The sequence below is a fragment of the Halalkalibacter sp. HAAS-P014 genome (assembly GCF_056619965.1).
The window spans coordinates 234,339-251,630 of record NZ_JBWQTV010000016.1 but is presented as its reverse complement, the minus strand read 5'-3'; the positions used below and the strand labels follow the sequence as shown (position 1 = coordinate 251,630).

The following is a 17,292-nucleotide window of genomic DNA, read 5'->3' as shown; positions in this document are numbered from 1 at the left end:
AAAAAAGCTCGAATTTAAGTGGAACTAGAATGGTGATGGAATAATGAGCATTCGAATACCGGATGAAAAACTAGAGCAAATTAGACGTTCATCTGATATTGTCGAAGTAATTAGTGATTATGTACAACTAAAAAAGCAAGGTCGACAATATATTGGATTATGCCCATTTCACGGTGAAAAATCTCCTTCTTTTTCTGTTTCACCAGAAAAACAACTTTATCATTGTTTTGGTTGTGGCGCTGGTGGTAATGTTTTCTCTTTTCTAATGGAACTTGAAGGATTAACATTTATTGAATCTGTTAGAACTCTAGGAGACCGTGCAAATATTGATTTGCCTGAATCACAAAGTAATATAGCGAATGAAGGACCGCAAGCCATTATGCGTTCTGCTCATGAAATTGCTGCAAAGCTCTATTATCAGATTCTTACTCTGACAGAACAAGGGGCCGACGGACGCTCATATATAAAGGAGCGAGGTTTCACGAGGGAGCAAGTTGAACACTTTCAAATCGGCTTTTCCCCTGATCGATGGGATACTCTTGTGACAGTACTAAATAAACGTAATTTTTCACTGAGTTCTATGGCTCAAGCTAGTCTATTAGGAGAAAAAGAAACGAAAGATGGGTATTATGACCGTTTTCGGAACAGGTTGATGTTTCCGATTTGGGACAGTCAAGGAAATGTAATTGCTTTCGGTGGAAGAACGATTTCAGATGAAAAACCGAAGTATTTAAATAGTTCGGATTCACCAATCTTCCATAAAGGTAAGACGTTATATGGACTTCATTTAGCAAGACCCTCAATTAGGAAAGAGGGGAACGCAATCCTCTTTGAAGGGTATATTGATGTAATTGCGGCATGGGGAGCAGGACTTTCCAATACAATCGCAACTTTAGGTACCGCTTTAACAGAAGAGCAAGCTAAAGTAATTAGACGTAATGCTGAGACTGTTATTATTTGTTATGACTCTGATAAAGCGGGAACAAATGCAGCCTTTCGATCCGCACAAATTCTAGAGCAAGTTGGATGTAATGTGAAGGTTGCGCAAATGCCAGAAGGTCTTGACCCCGATGACTATATCCGTACATACGGAGCTGAACGGTTTAAATCGGATGTAATAGGGGAAAGTTTGACATTGATGTCATTTAAGATGCGATTTTTGCGTAAAGGTAAGAATATGCAAAATGAATCTGAAAGAATGAGTTATATCGAAGATGTTTTAACCGAAATATCAACATTATCACGTGCAGTAGAGAGAGATCATTATCTTAGGCAACTTGCTGAAGAATTCTCTCTATCATTAGAAGCGTTAAAACAAGAGCAGGTTCAGATTTACAGAGCAAAACGTAATCAACGTCAAAAACAATATTCTTCACAAGAAAAAGCAATATCGCCTAGAAAATCTTTTGAGACAAAAAAGCTGTTGCCTGCTCATCAAAATGCGGAACGTTTTTTACTCGCTCATATGATGAGAGATGTTGAAATTGCCGAGCTGGTTCAAGAGCAATTAGGTGGTGCTTTTAACATTGATGAGCACCAAGCGTTAGCTGCACATCTGTTTGCATACTTTGGAGAGGGACTTGAAGCAAATCCCAGTCAGTTTATTCAAGGTTTACAGGATGATAAGTTGATAAGGATTGCGACAGAACTAGCTATGATTACTTTAAATGAAGAGTATCAAGAGCAAGAATTACTTGATTATATTAATTTGATTCAAACTTATCCAAAGCGGGTACAAATACAAGAAAAAGAATTGGAAATGAAGCGAGAACGTGATCCATTAAAGGCAGCGAAAATTCTAATGGATATTAATCGGATGAAACAAGAGCTTCATTAACATGTATTGGCAAGAGCTTTGGTTGTGAACAATGGAAGGAGGGGATCGAATGGCAGATAAACCAATACGCCCACTAGCGGAAGGTGAGTTGTCGATCGATCAGGTGAAAGAACAATTAGTGGAGATAGGAAAAAAGCGTGGGGTGCTTACCTATGCTGAAATAACAGAAAAACTTGCAGGATTTGATCAAGATTCAGATCAAATGGATGAGTTTTTTGAGTATCTTGGTGAACAAGGTGTAGAAATTCTGAACGAAACAGAAGATGTAGTCCCTAATCTCCAGCAAGCAGCAAAAGATGAAGAAGAGTTTGACCTAAACGATTTAAGTGTCCCACCGGGAATAAAAATAAATGATCCTGTAAGAATGTACTTAAAGGAAATTGGTCGTGTCCCCCTTCTTTCGGCTGAAGAAGAAATTGAGCTTGCCAAACGGATTGAAGATGGTGATGAAGAAGCGAAAAGAAGATTAGCGGAAGCGAATTTACGTTTAGTTGTCTCGATTGCGAAGCGATATGTTGGTCGTGGAATGTTGTTTCTTGACTTAATTCAAGAAGGAAATATGGGCTTAATTAAAGCTGTTGAAAAGTTTGATTATGAAAAAGGATATAAATTTAGCACATATGCGACTTGGTGGATTAGGCAGGCAATTACACGTGCGATCGCTGACCAGGCGCGTACAATTCGAATTCCTGTTCATATGGTCGAAACAATTAATAAGTTGATTCGTGTACAACGTCAGCTTCTTCAAGACTTTGGTCGTGAGCCGACACCAGAAGAAGTAGCCGAGGAAATGGAATTGACACCAGATAAAGTTCGTGAAATTCTAAAGATAGCCCAGGAACCGGTATCATTGGAAACGCCTATAGGAGAAGAGGATGACTCTCACCTTGGTGACTTTATCGAAGATCAAGAAGCATTAGCTCCTTCTGATGCAGCAGCTTATGAATTGTTAAAAGAGCAACTTGAAGATGTTCTAGATACTTTAACAGATCGAGAAGAAAATGTATTACGTTTACGTTTTGGTCTAGATGATGGACGAACTCGTACATTAGAAGAAGTTGGTAAAGTATTCGGAGTAACTCGGGAACGTATTCGCCAGATCGAAGCTAAAGCATTACGAAAGCTTCGTCATCCTAGTCGGAGTAAACGATTAAAGGATTTTCTTGAATAGGCAATGTTAGCATAAAAGAGTAGGGTCTTCATTAGGGGGTCTGGTTCCTCATGTATAGAGATAGAATAGGTCTTATCTTTATACTATATTGGGCAGGAATCAGGCCTTTTAGCTTGCCTTTGATTACTCAGGGCTTGCAGGAGGATATGATGGACGAGAAAAGAAAAGCAATAATTATTAAAGAAATCGAGCATTGGAAAGCATCTAAACTGTTGCCTGATCAATACTGTGACTTTTTGCTTACCCTTTACACTGAAGGAGAGCAAGAGAATAAGAACCCAGAAAAGAAATGGTTATGGAATAAAGCGAATTCACTATTAACTTTTTTTATGGTTCAAGCTTTATTTATATTAACAATTGTTGTCATTTATTTTACAGATTTTTCTCTTATAATGCAAACAGCAACTGTAATCCCATTTACTTTGGCGATCGTTCTGATTGCTAATAAGACAAGGAAGACTATGGTTTCTTCATATTATTATATGGTTGCAGCACTTATATTCTTTCTGTTTACTGTGCAAATTATCGTTTCGGTTTTTAATGGTGGTTTTACATATTTAGCGATTTTAATCGTCCTCCATTGTATTGCCTGGCTTTTTATCGGATGGAGATACTCTAATCGCATCTTTTTACTGGCTGGTGTAATAGGTTTGCTATTATTATTCTTTTTTTTGATAAAGTAAAAGGCTGTTTTCGTAAAGTAGAAAGTTTTTACTTGTAGTGAAATGAAGCGGAAGTCACTCGACTCCTGTGGGATTTAGAGGTAGGGGCGAGACCCCACAGGCGCAGCCGAGGAGGCTCGGCACCTCCTAGCGGGTGCGAGTGACTGGAGCGAAATGGAACGAACATGTGAATACACGCAAGCCCAAAAACTACAAAGTATGCGAAAAGCCAAGTGAAAAGACCGTGATAATGATCACAGTTTATATAAGAAAATCAACCGAAAAAAGCTACAAAAACAGTGACAAAATAAGCAAAATTAGAAAAGATCTCTTTCCTTTATGGACAATTTAAAGTAGAATGTAAAGGGAATATTTAAGCGTCTACATAATAGGTTGACGATATGTGTGATCCGATAATACTTAAAGGAGGATATGATAATGAGAGGAAGACCACTTTTACCATTTGCCATTACAGCAATTATTGGCCTCTTACTTATGGTAGTACTTTCATTTGTTGGATTAGACCAACGTGCACAAATGAATGCAGATGATGCTGATGAAGTAGAAGAAGTAACAGAGATTGAAGATCCTGTGACAGCTGGTCAAGAACTTGCACAACAATCATGTATTGGATGTCATGGTGGGGACCTTACTGGTGCATCAGGTCCAACATTAATAGGACTTGAAGGAAAATATTCAGTTGAAGAAATCACTGATATTATTGTAAATGGTATTGGAAGTATGCCGGCTATCTCCAACTTGAATGAAGTTGAAGCTGATGCAATTGCGCAATATCTGTTATCTGAATAAATTTATGTAGACGAGAGTAATGATAACTCTCGTCTTTTCTTTTTAGTTGCAAGTATATTGGTAATAAAGGACATAATCGGTTATAGTTGAAAGTAAACATAATACATATTAGGTGATCTAAATGAATGAAAGACAATTATCAAAACGCTTGGTCAACGTTGCTAACTTTGTCCCAAAGGGAGCAAGAATGGCTGACATTGGTTCAGACCATGCCTATCTGCCTTGCTATTTGTGTTTAAAGGATCCAAAATTATTAGCTATTGCTGGTGAGGTTAATGAGGGTCCTTATCAATCAGCTAAAAAGCAAGTGGAAAAAGTAGGGCTAACAGAGCGAATAGAGGTTCGAAAAGGAAATGGCCTTGAAGTAATTAATAATAATGAAGAAGTTAATACAATTACGATCGCAGGGATGGGTGGAGGCCTAATAACAACAATCCTAGAAGAGGGAAAGGAAAAATTAAAAGGGGTAACAACACTTATTTTGCAACCGAATGTTTCGGCTGATCTTATACGGCAATGGTTTAGAAAGAATGGTTGGAACCTTGTCTCAGAGGAAATTCTTGAGGAAGACGATAAGATCTACGAGATTCTAGTTGCAAATCGTGGTGACGATGCTGCTCTTTATGAGGAACAAACAGAGCAAAAATTATTACTAGGTCCATATTTAATGGAAGAGTTGAGCGAAGCTTTTCAAAAGAAGTGGCGTTCTGAAGTGGTAAACTGGAAGAGAGTCTTAACTCAATTTGAAAAAGCATCTGACAATGAACAAGTTTCTAAAAAACGTAAAGAATTAGAACATAAGATTCAAATGGTAGAGGAGGTTTTAAAATGACAAAATTTATAAATGGACAAGCTCTCATTCAACATTTTGAAACTTGGTCACCTAAGTCATTAGCTGTTGAAGGAGATAAAAACGGCTTAATGGTAGGCACGTTAAACAAACCAATAAAAAAGGTTATGGTTGCCTTAGATGTGCTAGATGACGTAATAGATGAAGCTATTGAAAAAGAAGTAGATTTAATCGTAGCTCATCACCCGCTACTTTTTCGTCCATTAAAGAAAATCGATTTAGACACTGCGCATGGCAAAATAGTCGCTAAAGCAATAAAACATGATATTGCAATTTATGCTGCTCATACCAATTTAGATGTAGCTAAGGGTGGAGTGAACGACATGATGGCTGAAGCACTTCAGTTACATAATACGGAAGTGCTTTCTCCGACAATGACAAGCAAATATAAAAAAATTGTCGTGTTTGTTCCTGAATCACATGTCGACCAGGTTAGAGAAGGAATGGCTAGAGCAGGAGCAGGCTACATCGGAAATTATAGCCATTGCACATTTAATAGCAAGGGACAAGGGACATTTTTGCCTGAGGAAGGAACAGATCCATTCATTGGGGAAAAAGGAACACTTGAATTTGTCGATGAGATTAAAGTTGAAACAATTATTCCTAGCCATTTACAAAATACAGTCGTTCAAGCGATCATGAAAACCCACCCATATGAAGAACCTGCATTTGACGTGTATCCACTTGCCAATCAAGGGGAGGTAATGGGACTTGGTCGCATAGGTACACTATCATCTAGTATGACTCTTGCTGAATTTACCGAACATGTCAAACGGGCATTTAATGTTAAAGGAGCAAGGGTGGTTGGCGATTTAACAAAAACAGTACAAAAGGTTGCTGTTCTTGGTGGGGATGGGAATAAGTATATGAAAGAGGCTATTTTTAAAGGAGCAGATGTATTTGTAACAGGTGATGTGTATTATCATGTTGCTCATGATGCCATGATGGATGGTCTAAATATAGTAGATCCTGGGCATAATGTTGAAAAAATAATGAAAACCGGTGTGAAAGCTTATTTTGACAAGGTTCTTGAGCAATCAAAATATAATACGCAAGTTATTATCTCAGAAATAAACACAGATCCTTTCCAATTTGTCTAAGTAGAGCATAATAAATGAAAAAGGATACCTACTATGGGGTGAACTAAACGCCCGGTAGTAGGTATCTTTTTGTTACTTCTTCACTTTAACTTTAGGCAATATTTTTTGTAAAGTCACTTTATGTTCTGGATTCCAAGTTGCTTCATTTTCAGGATCAAATTTCTCTAAAAAGGTGATAACTTCTTTCGTGATTGGAGTTGGAGTTGAAGCACCAGATGTCACACCAACCGTTTTAACTCCATGGAACCAATCCTTTTGCAACTCTGATATATCTCCGATACGATAAGCTTTCGTACCAGCAATTTGTTCAGATACTTGGGCTAGACGATTAGAATTATTGCTCTTTGGGTCACCGACAACAATTACTAGATCACAATCTTTTGCTTGTTCGGCAACAGCTTCTTGACGTACTTGGGTTGCTAAGCAAATTTCATTATGAACTTCTGCAGTTGGGTAGACTTCCATTGCTTTTTTCATAATGTCACTAACATCCCATTGACTCATTGTCGTTTGGTTTGTAATGATAATCTTCTCTGTTGAAATGTTTAAGTTTTCAACATCTTCAATAGATTCAACTAGGTGAACCGAGTTTGGGGCAACACCGATAGCTCCTTCAGGCTCGGGATGCCCTTTTTTACCAACATAAATAATTTCATAGCCATTAGCAACTTCTTCACGAATTAAATCATGTGTACGCGTAACATCTGGACATGTAGCATCTACGACAGTCAGACCTTTATCTTTGGCAAGCTTACGAACCTCTGGAGATACACCATGAGCTGTAAAAATAACAGTCCCTTTTTCTACTTTATTAAGAATTTCAACTCGATTTGGTCCGTCTAATGAGATGATTCCATCATCTTCAAATGCATCCGTTACATGTTTGTTATGAACAATCATACCTAAAATATAAATTGGTCTTGGTAAGTCCAAGTTTGTAGCAGCTTGTCTAGCTAAAACCATTGCGTCAACAACGCCATAGCAATATCCTCTTGGAGAAATTTTCTTTACGTCCATGAAAGGCCTCCTATAATAATAGCTCATTTTTATGAGTAGTGATTGGTCTAATAGATATGAAAACAAGAGCAGGCTGTCTCTTAGTAATTCAGTCTCACTACTAAGTGAGACTGAATTTTGTTCTGAGACAGCCTTTGTTTTCCTGCTATATAGTATAATGTAGTTTCTTTCAAGTGACAATGCTTACGCTTCTTTTAACTCTATAAGTGCATCATCAATAAACTCGTAAGCTTGCTCTTCAGTCATGTCATTAACGAGGACAAGCTCACTAGCAATCATTTGGCGCGCCTTTTGTAAATGATTGCGGTCTTGAATATGGAGGCCGTTTGCCCGTTCTGATTGTTTTCTTGCAAGAGATGATATAAGATGAGCAGCGTCAATAATACTACCACTCTTTAAGAGGTTTTCAGTCTCACGAGAAAAATGGCTTGTAGAAGGTGGAATTTCTGGTCCATTTTGCAGAGCATCTACAAGGGAATCTAACTCTGATTGGTCTATCACTTTACGCAAACCAGAATCATTAATTTTGCTTTCTGGAAGCATTAACTTCACATCAACAAGTGGGAAGTTAAGAATGAAATAGGAGTGCGTTTCACCTAGTACATCCTTCTCTTCAATATCTTGAATTGTCCCTGCACCGTGATAAGGATAGACAACGTGGTCACCAACTTTAAACATGGGCATTCCTCCAATCGAGTAGTAACCTTATTGTAACACAAAAAAATATAAAAGTAAATTTTACTATTTTTTTGTGTTTCTTGTCAACAAAAAAATATCATATTAATGTAACTGAATTTATAAAGTAGTTTAACTCCGTTTTTACTTAAATATACAGTTTTGGTCCAGGTATTCCATCAATATTTTTAGATTTAGAGCTATAGGTCCTTTTAGTTTTTAAGGGAAAGTCTTTCTCTTCTTTATTTAAAGTAATACTCTCCTCAATTTTAACAGGAGTTGTTGTCTCGAATTCATCTTCTGTCTCCTCACCTTCAATTTGAGGCGATGCTTTTACACTTCCTTGGTCGTCAATTGGACTTTGCTCATCTGTATTTTTAATTTGGTTTGTAGAATCATCTTCTGAATTATTACTCATCATTATTTTCAAAAGTGCAGGTGCGTTACGAATAAGTGGTCCGTACTGCTGGACCATAGGTACTACCTGGTGAGTTAATCCAAGTACCTTTTGAGCATTTGTAAGCATTGTTGTAAAATTCATCCCTGAACCAGCTTGGGAAAGCCCACTCATCGCTGCACTACCAGTTGCACCACCAGTTGCACCACCAGTTGAACCACCTATCCCTCCTAAATTTCCTAAAAGCCTCGATAGAAAACCTCCTCCTCGGAGTGCTTGCCCACCTGTCCCCCCTAGAACATTGGCAGCTTGTGCTGGTGCTCCTGATGGAAACATATTAGTGGCTTGGCTCATGCCTTGCATAGGGGCCTGCATAGGCATTGGGCTAAATGGAGGACCAAAAAATGGTTGCATGATAAATCTCCTTTCTGTAAGTCGTACGTTTGAAGTCTACTGTCATTAAATTTTGGGAAAAGTAATAAAAGGTGTAAATAAACTCTTATAACAAATATATGTATTCAATGCTTAAGTGTGAGGAGCTAACTTTTAAAAAATAGTAACGGTTAATGTGGAGCATTTTTTCCGAGCCGTAATTTTAATAATAATTAAGGTCCTTACTCACTTTATAGTCAAGAGATGACATAATATGATAAAATGAACTATTGCTAAAGGCATCGGAAGGAAGTTGAATGTTTAATGAAATCAGAAAATTTTAAGCGGTTTGAATTAAAACCTTTTCTAATTGAAGCACTTAGTACCCAAGGTTTTACCTTACCCACAGAGATTCAAGAACGACTAATCCCGGCGATAAAAAATGGGAGAGATGTTATTGGTCAGTCACAAACAGGAACAGGGAAAACACTTTCATTTTTGTTACCGATTTTAGATAAGATAAATCCTAAATTGGACGAGGTGCAAGCTGTCATAACGGCACCAACTCGTGAACTCGCGAGTCAGTTGTTTGATGAATTAAAAAAACTTTTAGACTTTTGTCCGGAAGATGGACAGATACAGGCTAAACTTTTAGTTGGTGGTACAGATCGTACTCGTGCTATTGAAAGTTTGAAAGTACAGCCCCATATTGTTATCGGTACTGCTGGACGCATGGCGGATTTAGTGAATGAAAATGCTCTTCAAGTATATACAGCATCAATGCTGGTAGTAGATGAAGCGGATCAAATGTTAGACATGGGCTTTATTGATGATGTGGATAGAGTGGCAGCAAGGATGGCAGATCCATTACAAATGATGGTTTTTTCCGCGACGATTCCGGAAAAGCTCCAACCATTCTTAAAGAAATATATGACCGAACCGAGACATGTTCATGTAGAACCGAAACATGTAACAGCTACAAAAATTGAACACCGAATTGTTCCATTAAGACATCGTGAGAAAACTCAGTTTGTCGTTGACATTGCAAAATCGATTAATCCGTACCTGGCCATTGTATTTACAAATACAAAAGAGCAAGCTGATGAAGTTGCAGATGCTATGTATAGAGAGGGTTTAAATGTAGAACGTCTACATGGTGGTCTGCAACCAAGACAACGTAAACAAGTCATGAAAAAAGTGAAAGAAGTAAAAATACAATATCTTGTTGCAACCGATTTAGCAGCTCGTGGTATTGATGTTAAAGGGGTAACACATATAATTAATTATGGAATCCCAAAAGATTTAGACTTTTATGTTCACCGTGTCGGTAGAACAGCACGTGCTGGATTAGATGGAATTGCCTATACAATCTATGAAGAACAAGACCAACATGCTATAGAAAAGCTTCTAAAACGAGGAATTACATTTACGTACTACGACTTTAAACAAGGACAGTGGACTAAACTAGAACGAGCTCCAATTGGGTTACCGGGGAGAAAGAAAAAAACAGGTACTGATACTTCGGCTACAAAATCTGTTACAAAGCCAAAAGAGCAGAAGAGAACAGGTGGTAAGGCCGTGGCAAGACCCAAAAATGTAAAGCCTGGTTATAAGAAAAAAGCAAAATTTAAAAAAGCAAAAGAAGACCAAAGACAAAGACGTATTAAAAAGAAAAAGTAATTGTAATGGGAGAGAGAAATATGACTGTGAAATTAGGTTCTCACGTATCAATGAACGGGAAAAAAATGTTACTCGGAGCAAGTGAAGAAGCTGCTTCTTACGGTGCAAATACGTTTATGATCTATACAGGAGCTCCACAAAATACAAGAAGAAAAGCAATTGAAGAGTTAAACATTGAAGTGGGACTTGCTCATATGAAAGAAAATGGGATGAGTGATATTGTCGTACACGCTCCGTACATCATTAATATTGCTAATACTACGAAGCCTGAGACATTTGAATTAGGTGTTCGCTTTCTGCGCTCCGAGATAGAGCGTACGGAAGCTTTGGGGGCAAAGCAGATTGTATTACACCCAGGTGCGCATGTTGGAGCAGGCGCAGAAACAGGGATCCAGAAGATTATTGAAGGGTTGAACGAAGTGTTCGAAGAAAAACGCGATGTTCAGATTGCACTTGAAACAATGGCTGGTAAGGGCACTGAGTGTGGCCGTTCGTTTGAAGAATTAGCTACTATTATAGACGGTGTGACCCACAATGAGCGTCTTTCTGTTTGTTTTGATACATGTCATACACATGATGCTGGCTACGATATAGTATCCGATTTCGATGGGGTACTTGATTCATTTGAACGTTTAATCGGGATTGATCGATTAAAAGTATTACACATAAATGATAGCAAAAACGAACGTGGTGCAGGGAAAGATCGTCATGAAAATATTGGATTTGGCCATATTGGCTACAAAGCACTAAATTATATTGTTCATCACCCACAATTAACGGAAGTTCCAAAAATACTGGAGACTCCATTTGTTGGAGAGGATAAAAAGAACAAAAAGGCACCATATAAACATGAGATTGCGATGTTATTGTCAGGGGAATTTGATGAAGAGGTTAGGTTAAAGATAGTTGATTAAATAAGAGGTTGCCTCATCACGGTCATCCCCTTGAACAGTATGGATCATGAAACTAGTGTTATCATGATAAAATACCGAACTTGGGTGAATAACTGTTTTGAGGAACCTCTTTTTACTATAGATAATTAATTACAAATAATGACTAAATTGTTTAAGTAGCTGCTGAATAACAGAAGAGACATGAGGATCAACCTCTGTTTGTAATCGATGAATCATACGTTGGACCTGATCTTCGTTCCCAACATCAATATGCTCCGACCTTAATATTGAAATGACTTTTTCTGCTTGTTGTTGCGTAAGCTGAATATTATACTGAGATGCTAGGCTTAATAACTCATTAGCATTAAGCGAGTTAACCTTGTTATTTACAAGTTGTTGCATAAATGGATTCATTAAAACACCCCTCTGTATAAGTTACATAATGGATAATATATGAAGAGCAATAAGAAAATGTGCATAATAAGAGGAAAACTTGCTAGTCTTATCGAATTAAAGGATTATTAAGGAAAATATTCAAAAAGGAATTGTACATTATAGCTACAGGAAGAGGGGGTGGGGCCTTATGGATAATAAGCACCTAAACGAACAAGTAGCCCCAGTTAGGAAAAGGTCAATACAAACAAATTCTTTGATATCAAGTCAAACATTATCAACAGATGAAAAAATTACAGACGAAAAGATTATTGAACAACATCTACTTATTGAAGAATTAGGGATTCCGTATCTTAAAGTAGACGAGAACTTACATATATTGAAATGGAATCAAGCCTTTTTAGACATATCGAATACAAGAGAAACAGAACTGAATGTTTATACATTAAAGAGTCTAAGTATGAATAACCAACTTCTTTTATTTTGTTTAAAGCTAAGTCAAAAAGCGCTGAGTACAAAAAACAAGCAGGTATGTGATTTTGAGGAAGACGAAAATCTTTATCGTGTAAGGTGTATTCCTTTTGCTAATGACGGAATTATCTATTTGCTATTTGAGGATCGCTCTCTTCAAATTCAATTTGAAAATTTACTTACTTTTCACCACCAAATGGAATCCGTCTCTCACATTGCTGCAGGGGTAGCGCATGAACTGAGGAATCCACTATCTGTTATTAAGGGGTTCATGCAGTTGGCCCAGCTTACTAATAATCATGAAAAATACTACGATACAATTATGACTGAGATGGATAGAATGAATGGGATATTAGAAGACTTTTTGTCTGTTTCTCGGAAAAGGTTAGAGCGTAGATGGCAATCTCCAGCACATATTATGAATTCTCTAAAAGAAATCATGAAAGCTGAATGTTTACTTCATGATGTGGAATTTCAAATCACGTTAACAGCTACAAACAAGCAAGTATTTGTAAATGAATCAATGGTAAAACAAGTTATGCTCAATCTTTTGCGAAATTCGGTTGAGGCCTACGATCAATCTAGTGTTAACAGGAGTTTAACGATAGAGACATCGATTGAAAATGAACATTATATTATTAGAGTAAAGGATAATGGAAAAGGAATGCCGGATGCAATATTAAACCAGCTAGGTAAACCATTCTTTACTACTAAAGAGAAAGGAACAGGGATAGGAATCCCGCTCTGTAAAAAGATAATTGAAGACCATGGAGGGAGCTTTCAAGTAGATAGTATATATGATGTTGGTACTACGGTGACTGTGTCATTACCATTAGGTATCAAAGAGGATGAATAAAGGTTTGAACTTTTTAGTACATTATAGTACTAGGGTTCAGGCCTTATTTTTTATTTCAAAAGAGTTAAACATTTACAAGGGTATGTATTATAGATATAATGAGTTTTAAGTAAAAAGTTTACTAAGGGAAACTTTTATGCCCTGTACTAATTTTTCACATATACTAGTGAAGAGCCATAAGATGTTGTGATGATTGCTCTACTTAGTTGTGAACTTAAAATAGAATTTGTCTATGGATTTATAAAAAAAGGTAATAATCTCCTAAAAAAGTTGCACTTTTGCAACATGAGCGTGTTATTTAGAATGGAGGCGAAGATGATGGAAAAAGTTCTACAAGTTGAATCACTTTCTGTTTATTATGAAAACAATCAAGCTATAAAAGATATCAGTTTTTCAACTGAGCAAGGAAAGTTAATCGGGATTGTTGGGCCAAATGGTGCTGGCAAATCAACGTTAATTAAAGCTATTTTAGGGCTTGAAAAAGCAAAAGGGCGAGTCTCTATATTAGGCGAAAAAGTAAAAGATATACGAAAACAAATTTCTTATGTCCCACAGCGAAACCAAATTGACTGGGACTTTCCTGTGTTAGTAGAAGATGTTGTCATGATGGGACGTTTTGCACATATCCCATGGTATAAAAAAGCAGGGAAAAAAGATCAAGAAATTGTGACAGAGTCATTAGACAAAGTTGGAATGGTGGATTTCCGTAAAAGACAAATCGGTGAATTGTCAGGTGGTCAACAACAGAGGGTTTTTATTGCACGTGCATTAGCTCAGCATGCGAAGTTGTTTTTTTTAGATGAACCTTTTGTGGGAATTGATGTTACATCAGAAGAGATCATTATTAACTTACTTAGAGAAATTAGAGATGAAGGGAAAACGGTCTTTGTCGTTCACCATGATTTAAGTAAAGTAGAACAATATTTTGATGAATTATTATTAATTAATAAAGAACTAATTGAATTTGGTGCAGTTAACGAAGTGTACAGACCTGAAGTTCTTACAAAAACATATAAAGGGAGAATAACGTTGTTTGGTTCAAATGAAAATGTAATGGTGGTGAGTGAATAATGAGTAACATTACAATGTTCATTGATCAAGTAATGAGGTATTCATACTTGCAGCAAGCGTTAGTAGCTGCAATACTAGTCGGAATTATTTGTGGTGTAATTGGTTGTTTTATCATATTAAGAGGAATGGCGTTAATGGGGGATGCGATCTCTCATGCCGTTTTACCAGGTGTGGTTATTGCTTATATGGTCGGGGCCAGTTTCTTTATCGGTGCGACCATTACAGGGGTTTTAACAGCATTAGCTATTGGTTATGTATCGCAAAACAGTCGAATTAAAGATGATTCTGCAATAGGAATTATGTTTACTGCAGCTTTTGCTCTTGGGATTGTTTTAATCACTGGGTTACGTGGAACCGGAGTGGACCTTTGGCATATTTTATTTGGAAATGTATTAGCTGTTTCTAGAAGCGATCTGTTCGTCACTGTAGGAATCGGTGCTTTTGTCATACTAATGATTGTGGTTTTCTATCGACCTTTATTACTTAGTACTTTTGACCCGGTGATGGCTAAGGCTACCGGAATACCAGTTCAATTAATCCATTACTTACTGATGCTATTATTGTCTCTTGTCACAGTTGCTTCATTAAAAACCGTAGGAATTGTTTTAGTTGTAGCGATGTTAATTACTCCAGGAGCAACGGCGTATTTGTTAACAGATCGTCTACCAGTAATGCTGTCTTTATCTGCAGTCTTTGGAGTTCTATCAGCTGTAATAGGGATGTATTATTCAGTTATTTATGATGTAGCTTCAGGGGCTTCTATCGTGCTAGTTGCATCACTTTTATTTGGTTTAGCCTTTTTCTTCTCACCTAAGCAAGGTGTTGTAACGCGAAAATGGAGGTCAAGAAAAGTCCAAAGAGCTTAATCCTATAGAGAAGACAAAGAACCGAAGACTCTCTTCGGTTCTTTGTCTTGCTTATTCTTCAATTTCTGTAAAACGAGCAGCTATTTCGTGAAACTGAAGTTGACTTTGAATAGGTTGTTCGTGAATTGGTCGTTCAATATAATGATAGCTACCATCAGAGTTTTGTATGCGAGATTTTATATTGTCTTGTAATGTTATTGTTAAAATTTCTTTCACCCGATCCTTATTTTTCTGACTAATGACCGGGAATAAAATTTCAATTCTTTTTTCCATATTTCTTGTCATCCAATCAGCTGATGAAAGATAAATTTTTTCGTTCCCATTGTTATAGAAGGAAAAAATTCTACTATGCTCTAAAAACCTGTCAACAATACTAATGACACGGATATTTTCACTCACTCCTTTTATGCCAGGTCGTAAGCAACAGATACCACGAACAACTAGCTCGATTTGAACCCCAGCCTGTGAGGCCTCATAAAGTTTTAATATAATTGGTTTATCTGTAAGCGAGTTCATTTTGGCTATAATGTTGCCGTTTCCATTCTCCAAATGGCTTTGTATTTCTTCATCAATTAAAGTAAGAAACTTATCTCTAATTTCAAATGGGGCAGTTGCAAAGTGGAACCATTTAGGCTTTTCACTATATCCGCTTAGATAATTAAAAAAGTTCGTAGCGTCAATTCCGAAATGCTCATCAGATGTGAAAAAACCAATATCTGTATAGAGCTTAGCTGTTGAATCATTGTAATTCCCTGTTCCTAAGTGGACTAACCGTTGAATTTGATTATCTTGATGACGTACGATAAGAGTGATTTTACTATGAGTTTTTAATGAAGTGATTCCGTATATAACGTGTACCCCCGACTTTTCAAGCTTCTTAGCCCATTGAATATTATTTTCTTCATCAAATCGTGCTTTTAATTCAACTAGAACGGTTACTTGTTTGCCGTTTTCTGCTGCAAGAGCAAGAGCTTTGATAATTGGAGAATCACCACTAACACGGTAAAGAGTCTGTTTAATGGCTAAGACATTGGGATCATCAGCTGCCTTAGTTATAAAATCAATCACGGGTTGAAAAGACTCGTAAGGATGATGAAGAATTATATCTCGTTTTAGAATGGCCTCAAATATATCATCTTCGCCTCTAAAGTCTTCAGGTGGTTGAGGAATTAATGTCTCATTAGCTAAATGTTCATGCTCTTTTGCAAGATGGTCGTAAAGCTTGAATAAAAAGCTCAGGTCTAACGGACCTTTAGTGGAATAAACATCATTTTCATGGAGTTCTAATACATCTAACAGTAGATTAAGGACCTTTTGATTCATGTTTCCTTCTTGCATTTCTAGTCGAACGGCAGCTCCCCATTTACGTTTTTTTAATTCTTTTTCAATCTCGCTTAGAAGGTCGCGTGCTCCTTCTTCATGTATTGTCATATCAGCGTTTCTAGTGATACGAAAGGGAGAAACAGATTTGACTTTAAAACCTGTAAATAAAGCATTAATGAAATGACCTATTACATTTTCGAGTAAGATGAACTGAGTTCTTTGTTGATCTGTAGATGGTAGCCGAATGAAGCGATTTAAAACAGAAGGCACTTGAACAATTGCTAATTGATCTTTTTCATCACTTGCAATTTTTTGTAAAATGACAGCTAAATTTAAACTTTTATTCAATAGCATTGGGAATGGCCTATAAGCATCGATAGCCATAGGCGTTAACACAGGAAAAATGTAATGTTGAAAACGTTCCTGAAGAAATTCCAATTGTTCTTCGTTACATTCTTCTATTGTGATAAATTGAAACCCTTCGTGATCAAGCATTGGAATCAATGTTTTTGTATAGACCGTATCTTGTAAATTTACGAGACGATGATTTTTGTCAGATATATGCTGCAATTGCTGTTTGGGAGTTAAACCGGCTTTATTTTCAGGTCGATTGTAGCCAGCTTTTACTTGATCTTTTAATCCAGCTACACGCACCATGAAGAACTCATCCAAATTAGAACTGAAGATAGCAAGAAACTTTAGGCGTTCTAAGATAGGGTTGCGTTCATCGATTGCCTCTTCTAGAACTCTTTCGTTAAAAGCAAGCCAGCTTAATTCGCGATTATTGTAAAAGGTTGGGTTGTTGAGGTCTATATTATTATGAGTTACACCATTCTTTTGCATTTGAC

The 17,292-nt window shown here is 37.0% G+C and carries 16 protein-coding genes; 11 read left to right on the top strand and 5 right to left on the bottom strand.

Going from position 1 to position 17,292, the window contains the following annotated elements:
* Window positions 1-43 precede the first annotated feature (43 nt).
* From dnaG to AC1FXZ_RS14050, 6 genes are all read left to right on the top strand, one after another.
* On the top strand, window positions 44-1,837 hold the full coding sequence (dnaG, locus tag AC1FXZ_RS14075; protein WP_480054678.1) for a DNA primase: 1,794 nt from the start codon (window positions 44-46) through the stop codon (window positions 1,835-1,837).
* 49 nt (window positions 1,838-1,886) lie between these two features.
* Window positions 1,887-3,008 (top strand): RNA polymerase sigma factor RpoD, encoded by a 1,122-nt coding sequence (gene rpoD / locus AC1FXZ_RS14070; protein ID WP_480054676.1) that lies wholly within the window; start codon window positions 1,887-1,889, stop codon window positions 3,006-3,008.
* Window positions 3,009-3,157: 149 nt separating this feature from the next.
* Window positions 3,158-3,691, top strand: coding sequence for a hypothetical protein (locus AC1FXZ_RS14065; protein WP_480054674.1), 534 nt, complete (start codon window positions 3,158-3,160; stop codon window positions 3,689-3,691).
* A 417-nt stretch (window positions 3,692-4,108) separates the two neighbouring features.
* A complete protein-coding gene (gene cccA / locus AC1FXZ_RS14060) occupies window positions 4,109-4,480 on the top strand; it encodes a cytochrome c550 (protein WP_480054672.1) in 372 nt (123 codons plus the stop codon).
* A 121-nt stretch (window positions 4,481-4,601) separates the two neighbouring features.
* The gene (locus AC1FXZ_RS14055; RefSeq protein ID WP_480054670.1) at window positions 4,602-5,312 is read left to right on the top strand and encodes a tRNA (adenine(22)-N(1))-methyltransferase; all 711 of its coding nucleotides are present in this window, start codon (window positions 4,602-4,604) and stop codon (window positions 5,310-5,312) included.
* Window positions 5,309-6,430, top strand: coding sequence for a Nif3-like dinuclear metal center hexameric protein (locus AC1FXZ_RS14050; protein WP_480054668.1), 1,122 nt, complete (start codon window positions 5,309-5,311; stop codon window positions 6,428-6,430). The genes AC1FXZ_RS14055 and AC1FXZ_RS14050 overlap by 4 nt, the downstream gene beginning before the upstream one ends.
* 72 nt (window positions 6,431-6,502) lie before the next feature.
* Here the strand turns inward: AC1FXZ_RS14050 and AC1FXZ_RS14045 are convergent, their stop codons facing one another.
* The 3 genes from AC1FXZ_RS14045 to vrrA form a co-directional block, all read right to left on the bottom strand.
* Complete coding sequence (locus AC1FXZ_RS14045; protein WP_480054666.1) at window positions 6,503-7,447, bottom strand: 4-hydroxy-3-methylbut-2-enyl diphosphate reductase; 945 nt, start codon at window positions 7,445-7,447, stop codon at window positions 6,503-6,505.
* Between the two features lie 183 nt (window positions 7,448-7,630).
* A complete protein-coding gene (locus tag AC1FXZ_RS14040) occupies window positions 7,631-8,125 on the bottom strand; it encodes a CarD family transcriptional regulator (RefSeq protein ID WP_480054664.1) in 495 nt (164 codons plus the stop codon).
* Window positions 8,126-8,270: 145 nt separating this feature from the next.
* Window positions 8,271-8,933, bottom strand: coding sequence for a VrrA/YqfQ family protein (gene vrrA / locus AC1FXZ_RS14035; RefSeq protein WP_480054662.1), 663 nt, complete (start codon window positions 8,931-8,933; stop codon window positions 8,271-8,273).
* A 282-nt stretch (window positions 8,934-9,215) separates the two neighbouring features.
* Between vrrA and AC1FXZ_RS14030 the strand changes: the two genes are divergently transcribed.
* Together AC1FXZ_RS14030 and AC1FXZ_RS14025 are read left to right on the top strand one after the other, a co-directional pair.
* The gene (locus AC1FXZ_RS14030) at window positions 9,216-10,571 is read left to right on the top strand and encodes a DEAD/DEAH box helicase (RefSeq protein ID WP_480054660.1); all 1,356 of its coding nucleotides are present in this window, start codon (window positions 9,216-9,218) and stop codon (window positions 10,569-10,571) included.
* Window positions 10,572-10,591: 20 nt separating this feature from the next.
* Window positions 10,592-11,485 carry a deoxyribonuclease IV gene (locus AC1FXZ_RS14025; protein ID WP_480054658.1) on the top strand — a complete coding sequence of 298 codons (894 nt, stop codon included), beginning with the start codon at window positions 10,592-10,594 and terminating at the stop codon, window positions 11,483-11,485.
* Between the two features lie 129 nt (window positions 11,486-11,614).
* Here the strand turns inward: AC1FXZ_RS14025 and AC1FXZ_RS14020 are convergent, their stop codons facing one another.
* Window positions 11,615-11,878 (bottom strand): DUF2624 domain-containing protein, encoded by a 264-nt coding sequence (locus AC1FXZ_RS14020; protein WP_480054656.1) that lies wholly within the window; start codon window positions 11,876-11,878, stop codon window positions 11,615-11,617.
* A gap of 169 nt (window positions 11,879-12,047) precedes the next feature.
* Between AC1FXZ_RS14020 and AC1FXZ_RS14015 the strand changes: the two genes are divergently transcribed.
* The 3 genes from AC1FXZ_RS14015 (at window position 12,048) to AC1FXZ_RS14005 (ending at window position 15,121) form a co-directional block, all read left to right on the top strand.
* Window positions 12,048-13,184, top strand: a complete 1,137-nt coding sequence (locus AC1FXZ_RS14015; RefSeq protein ID WP_480054654.1) for a two-component system sensor histidine kinase NtrB — start codon at window positions 12,048-12,050, stop codon at window positions 13,182-13,184.
* A 318-nt stretch (window positions 13,185-13,502) separates the two neighbouring features.
* Entirely contained in the window at window positions 13,503-14,255 is a 753-nt protein-coding gene (locus AC1FXZ_RS14010) for a metal ABC transporter ATP-binding protein (RefSeq protein WP_480054652.1), read from the top strand.
* Window positions 14,255-15,121 carry a metal ABC transporter permease gene (locus tag AC1FXZ_RS14005; protein ID WP_480054650.1) on the top strand — a complete coding sequence of 289 codons (867 nt, stop codon included), beginning with the start codon at window positions 14,255-14,257 and terminating at the stop codon, window positions 15,119-15,121. The genes AC1FXZ_RS14010 and AC1FXZ_RS14005 overlap by 1 nt, the downstream gene beginning before the upstream one ends.
* 51 nt (window positions 15,122-15,172) lie before the next feature.
* Here AC1FXZ_RS14005 and AC1FXZ_RS14000 read toward each other — a convergent pair whose 3' ends face one another.
* Window positions 15,173-17,287, bottom strand: a complete 2,115-nt coding sequence (locus AC1FXZ_RS14000; protein WP_480054648.1) for an RNA degradosome polyphosphate kinase — start codon at window positions 17,285-17,287, stop codon at window positions 15,173-15,175.
* Window positions 17,288-17,292 lie beyond the last annotated feature (5 nt).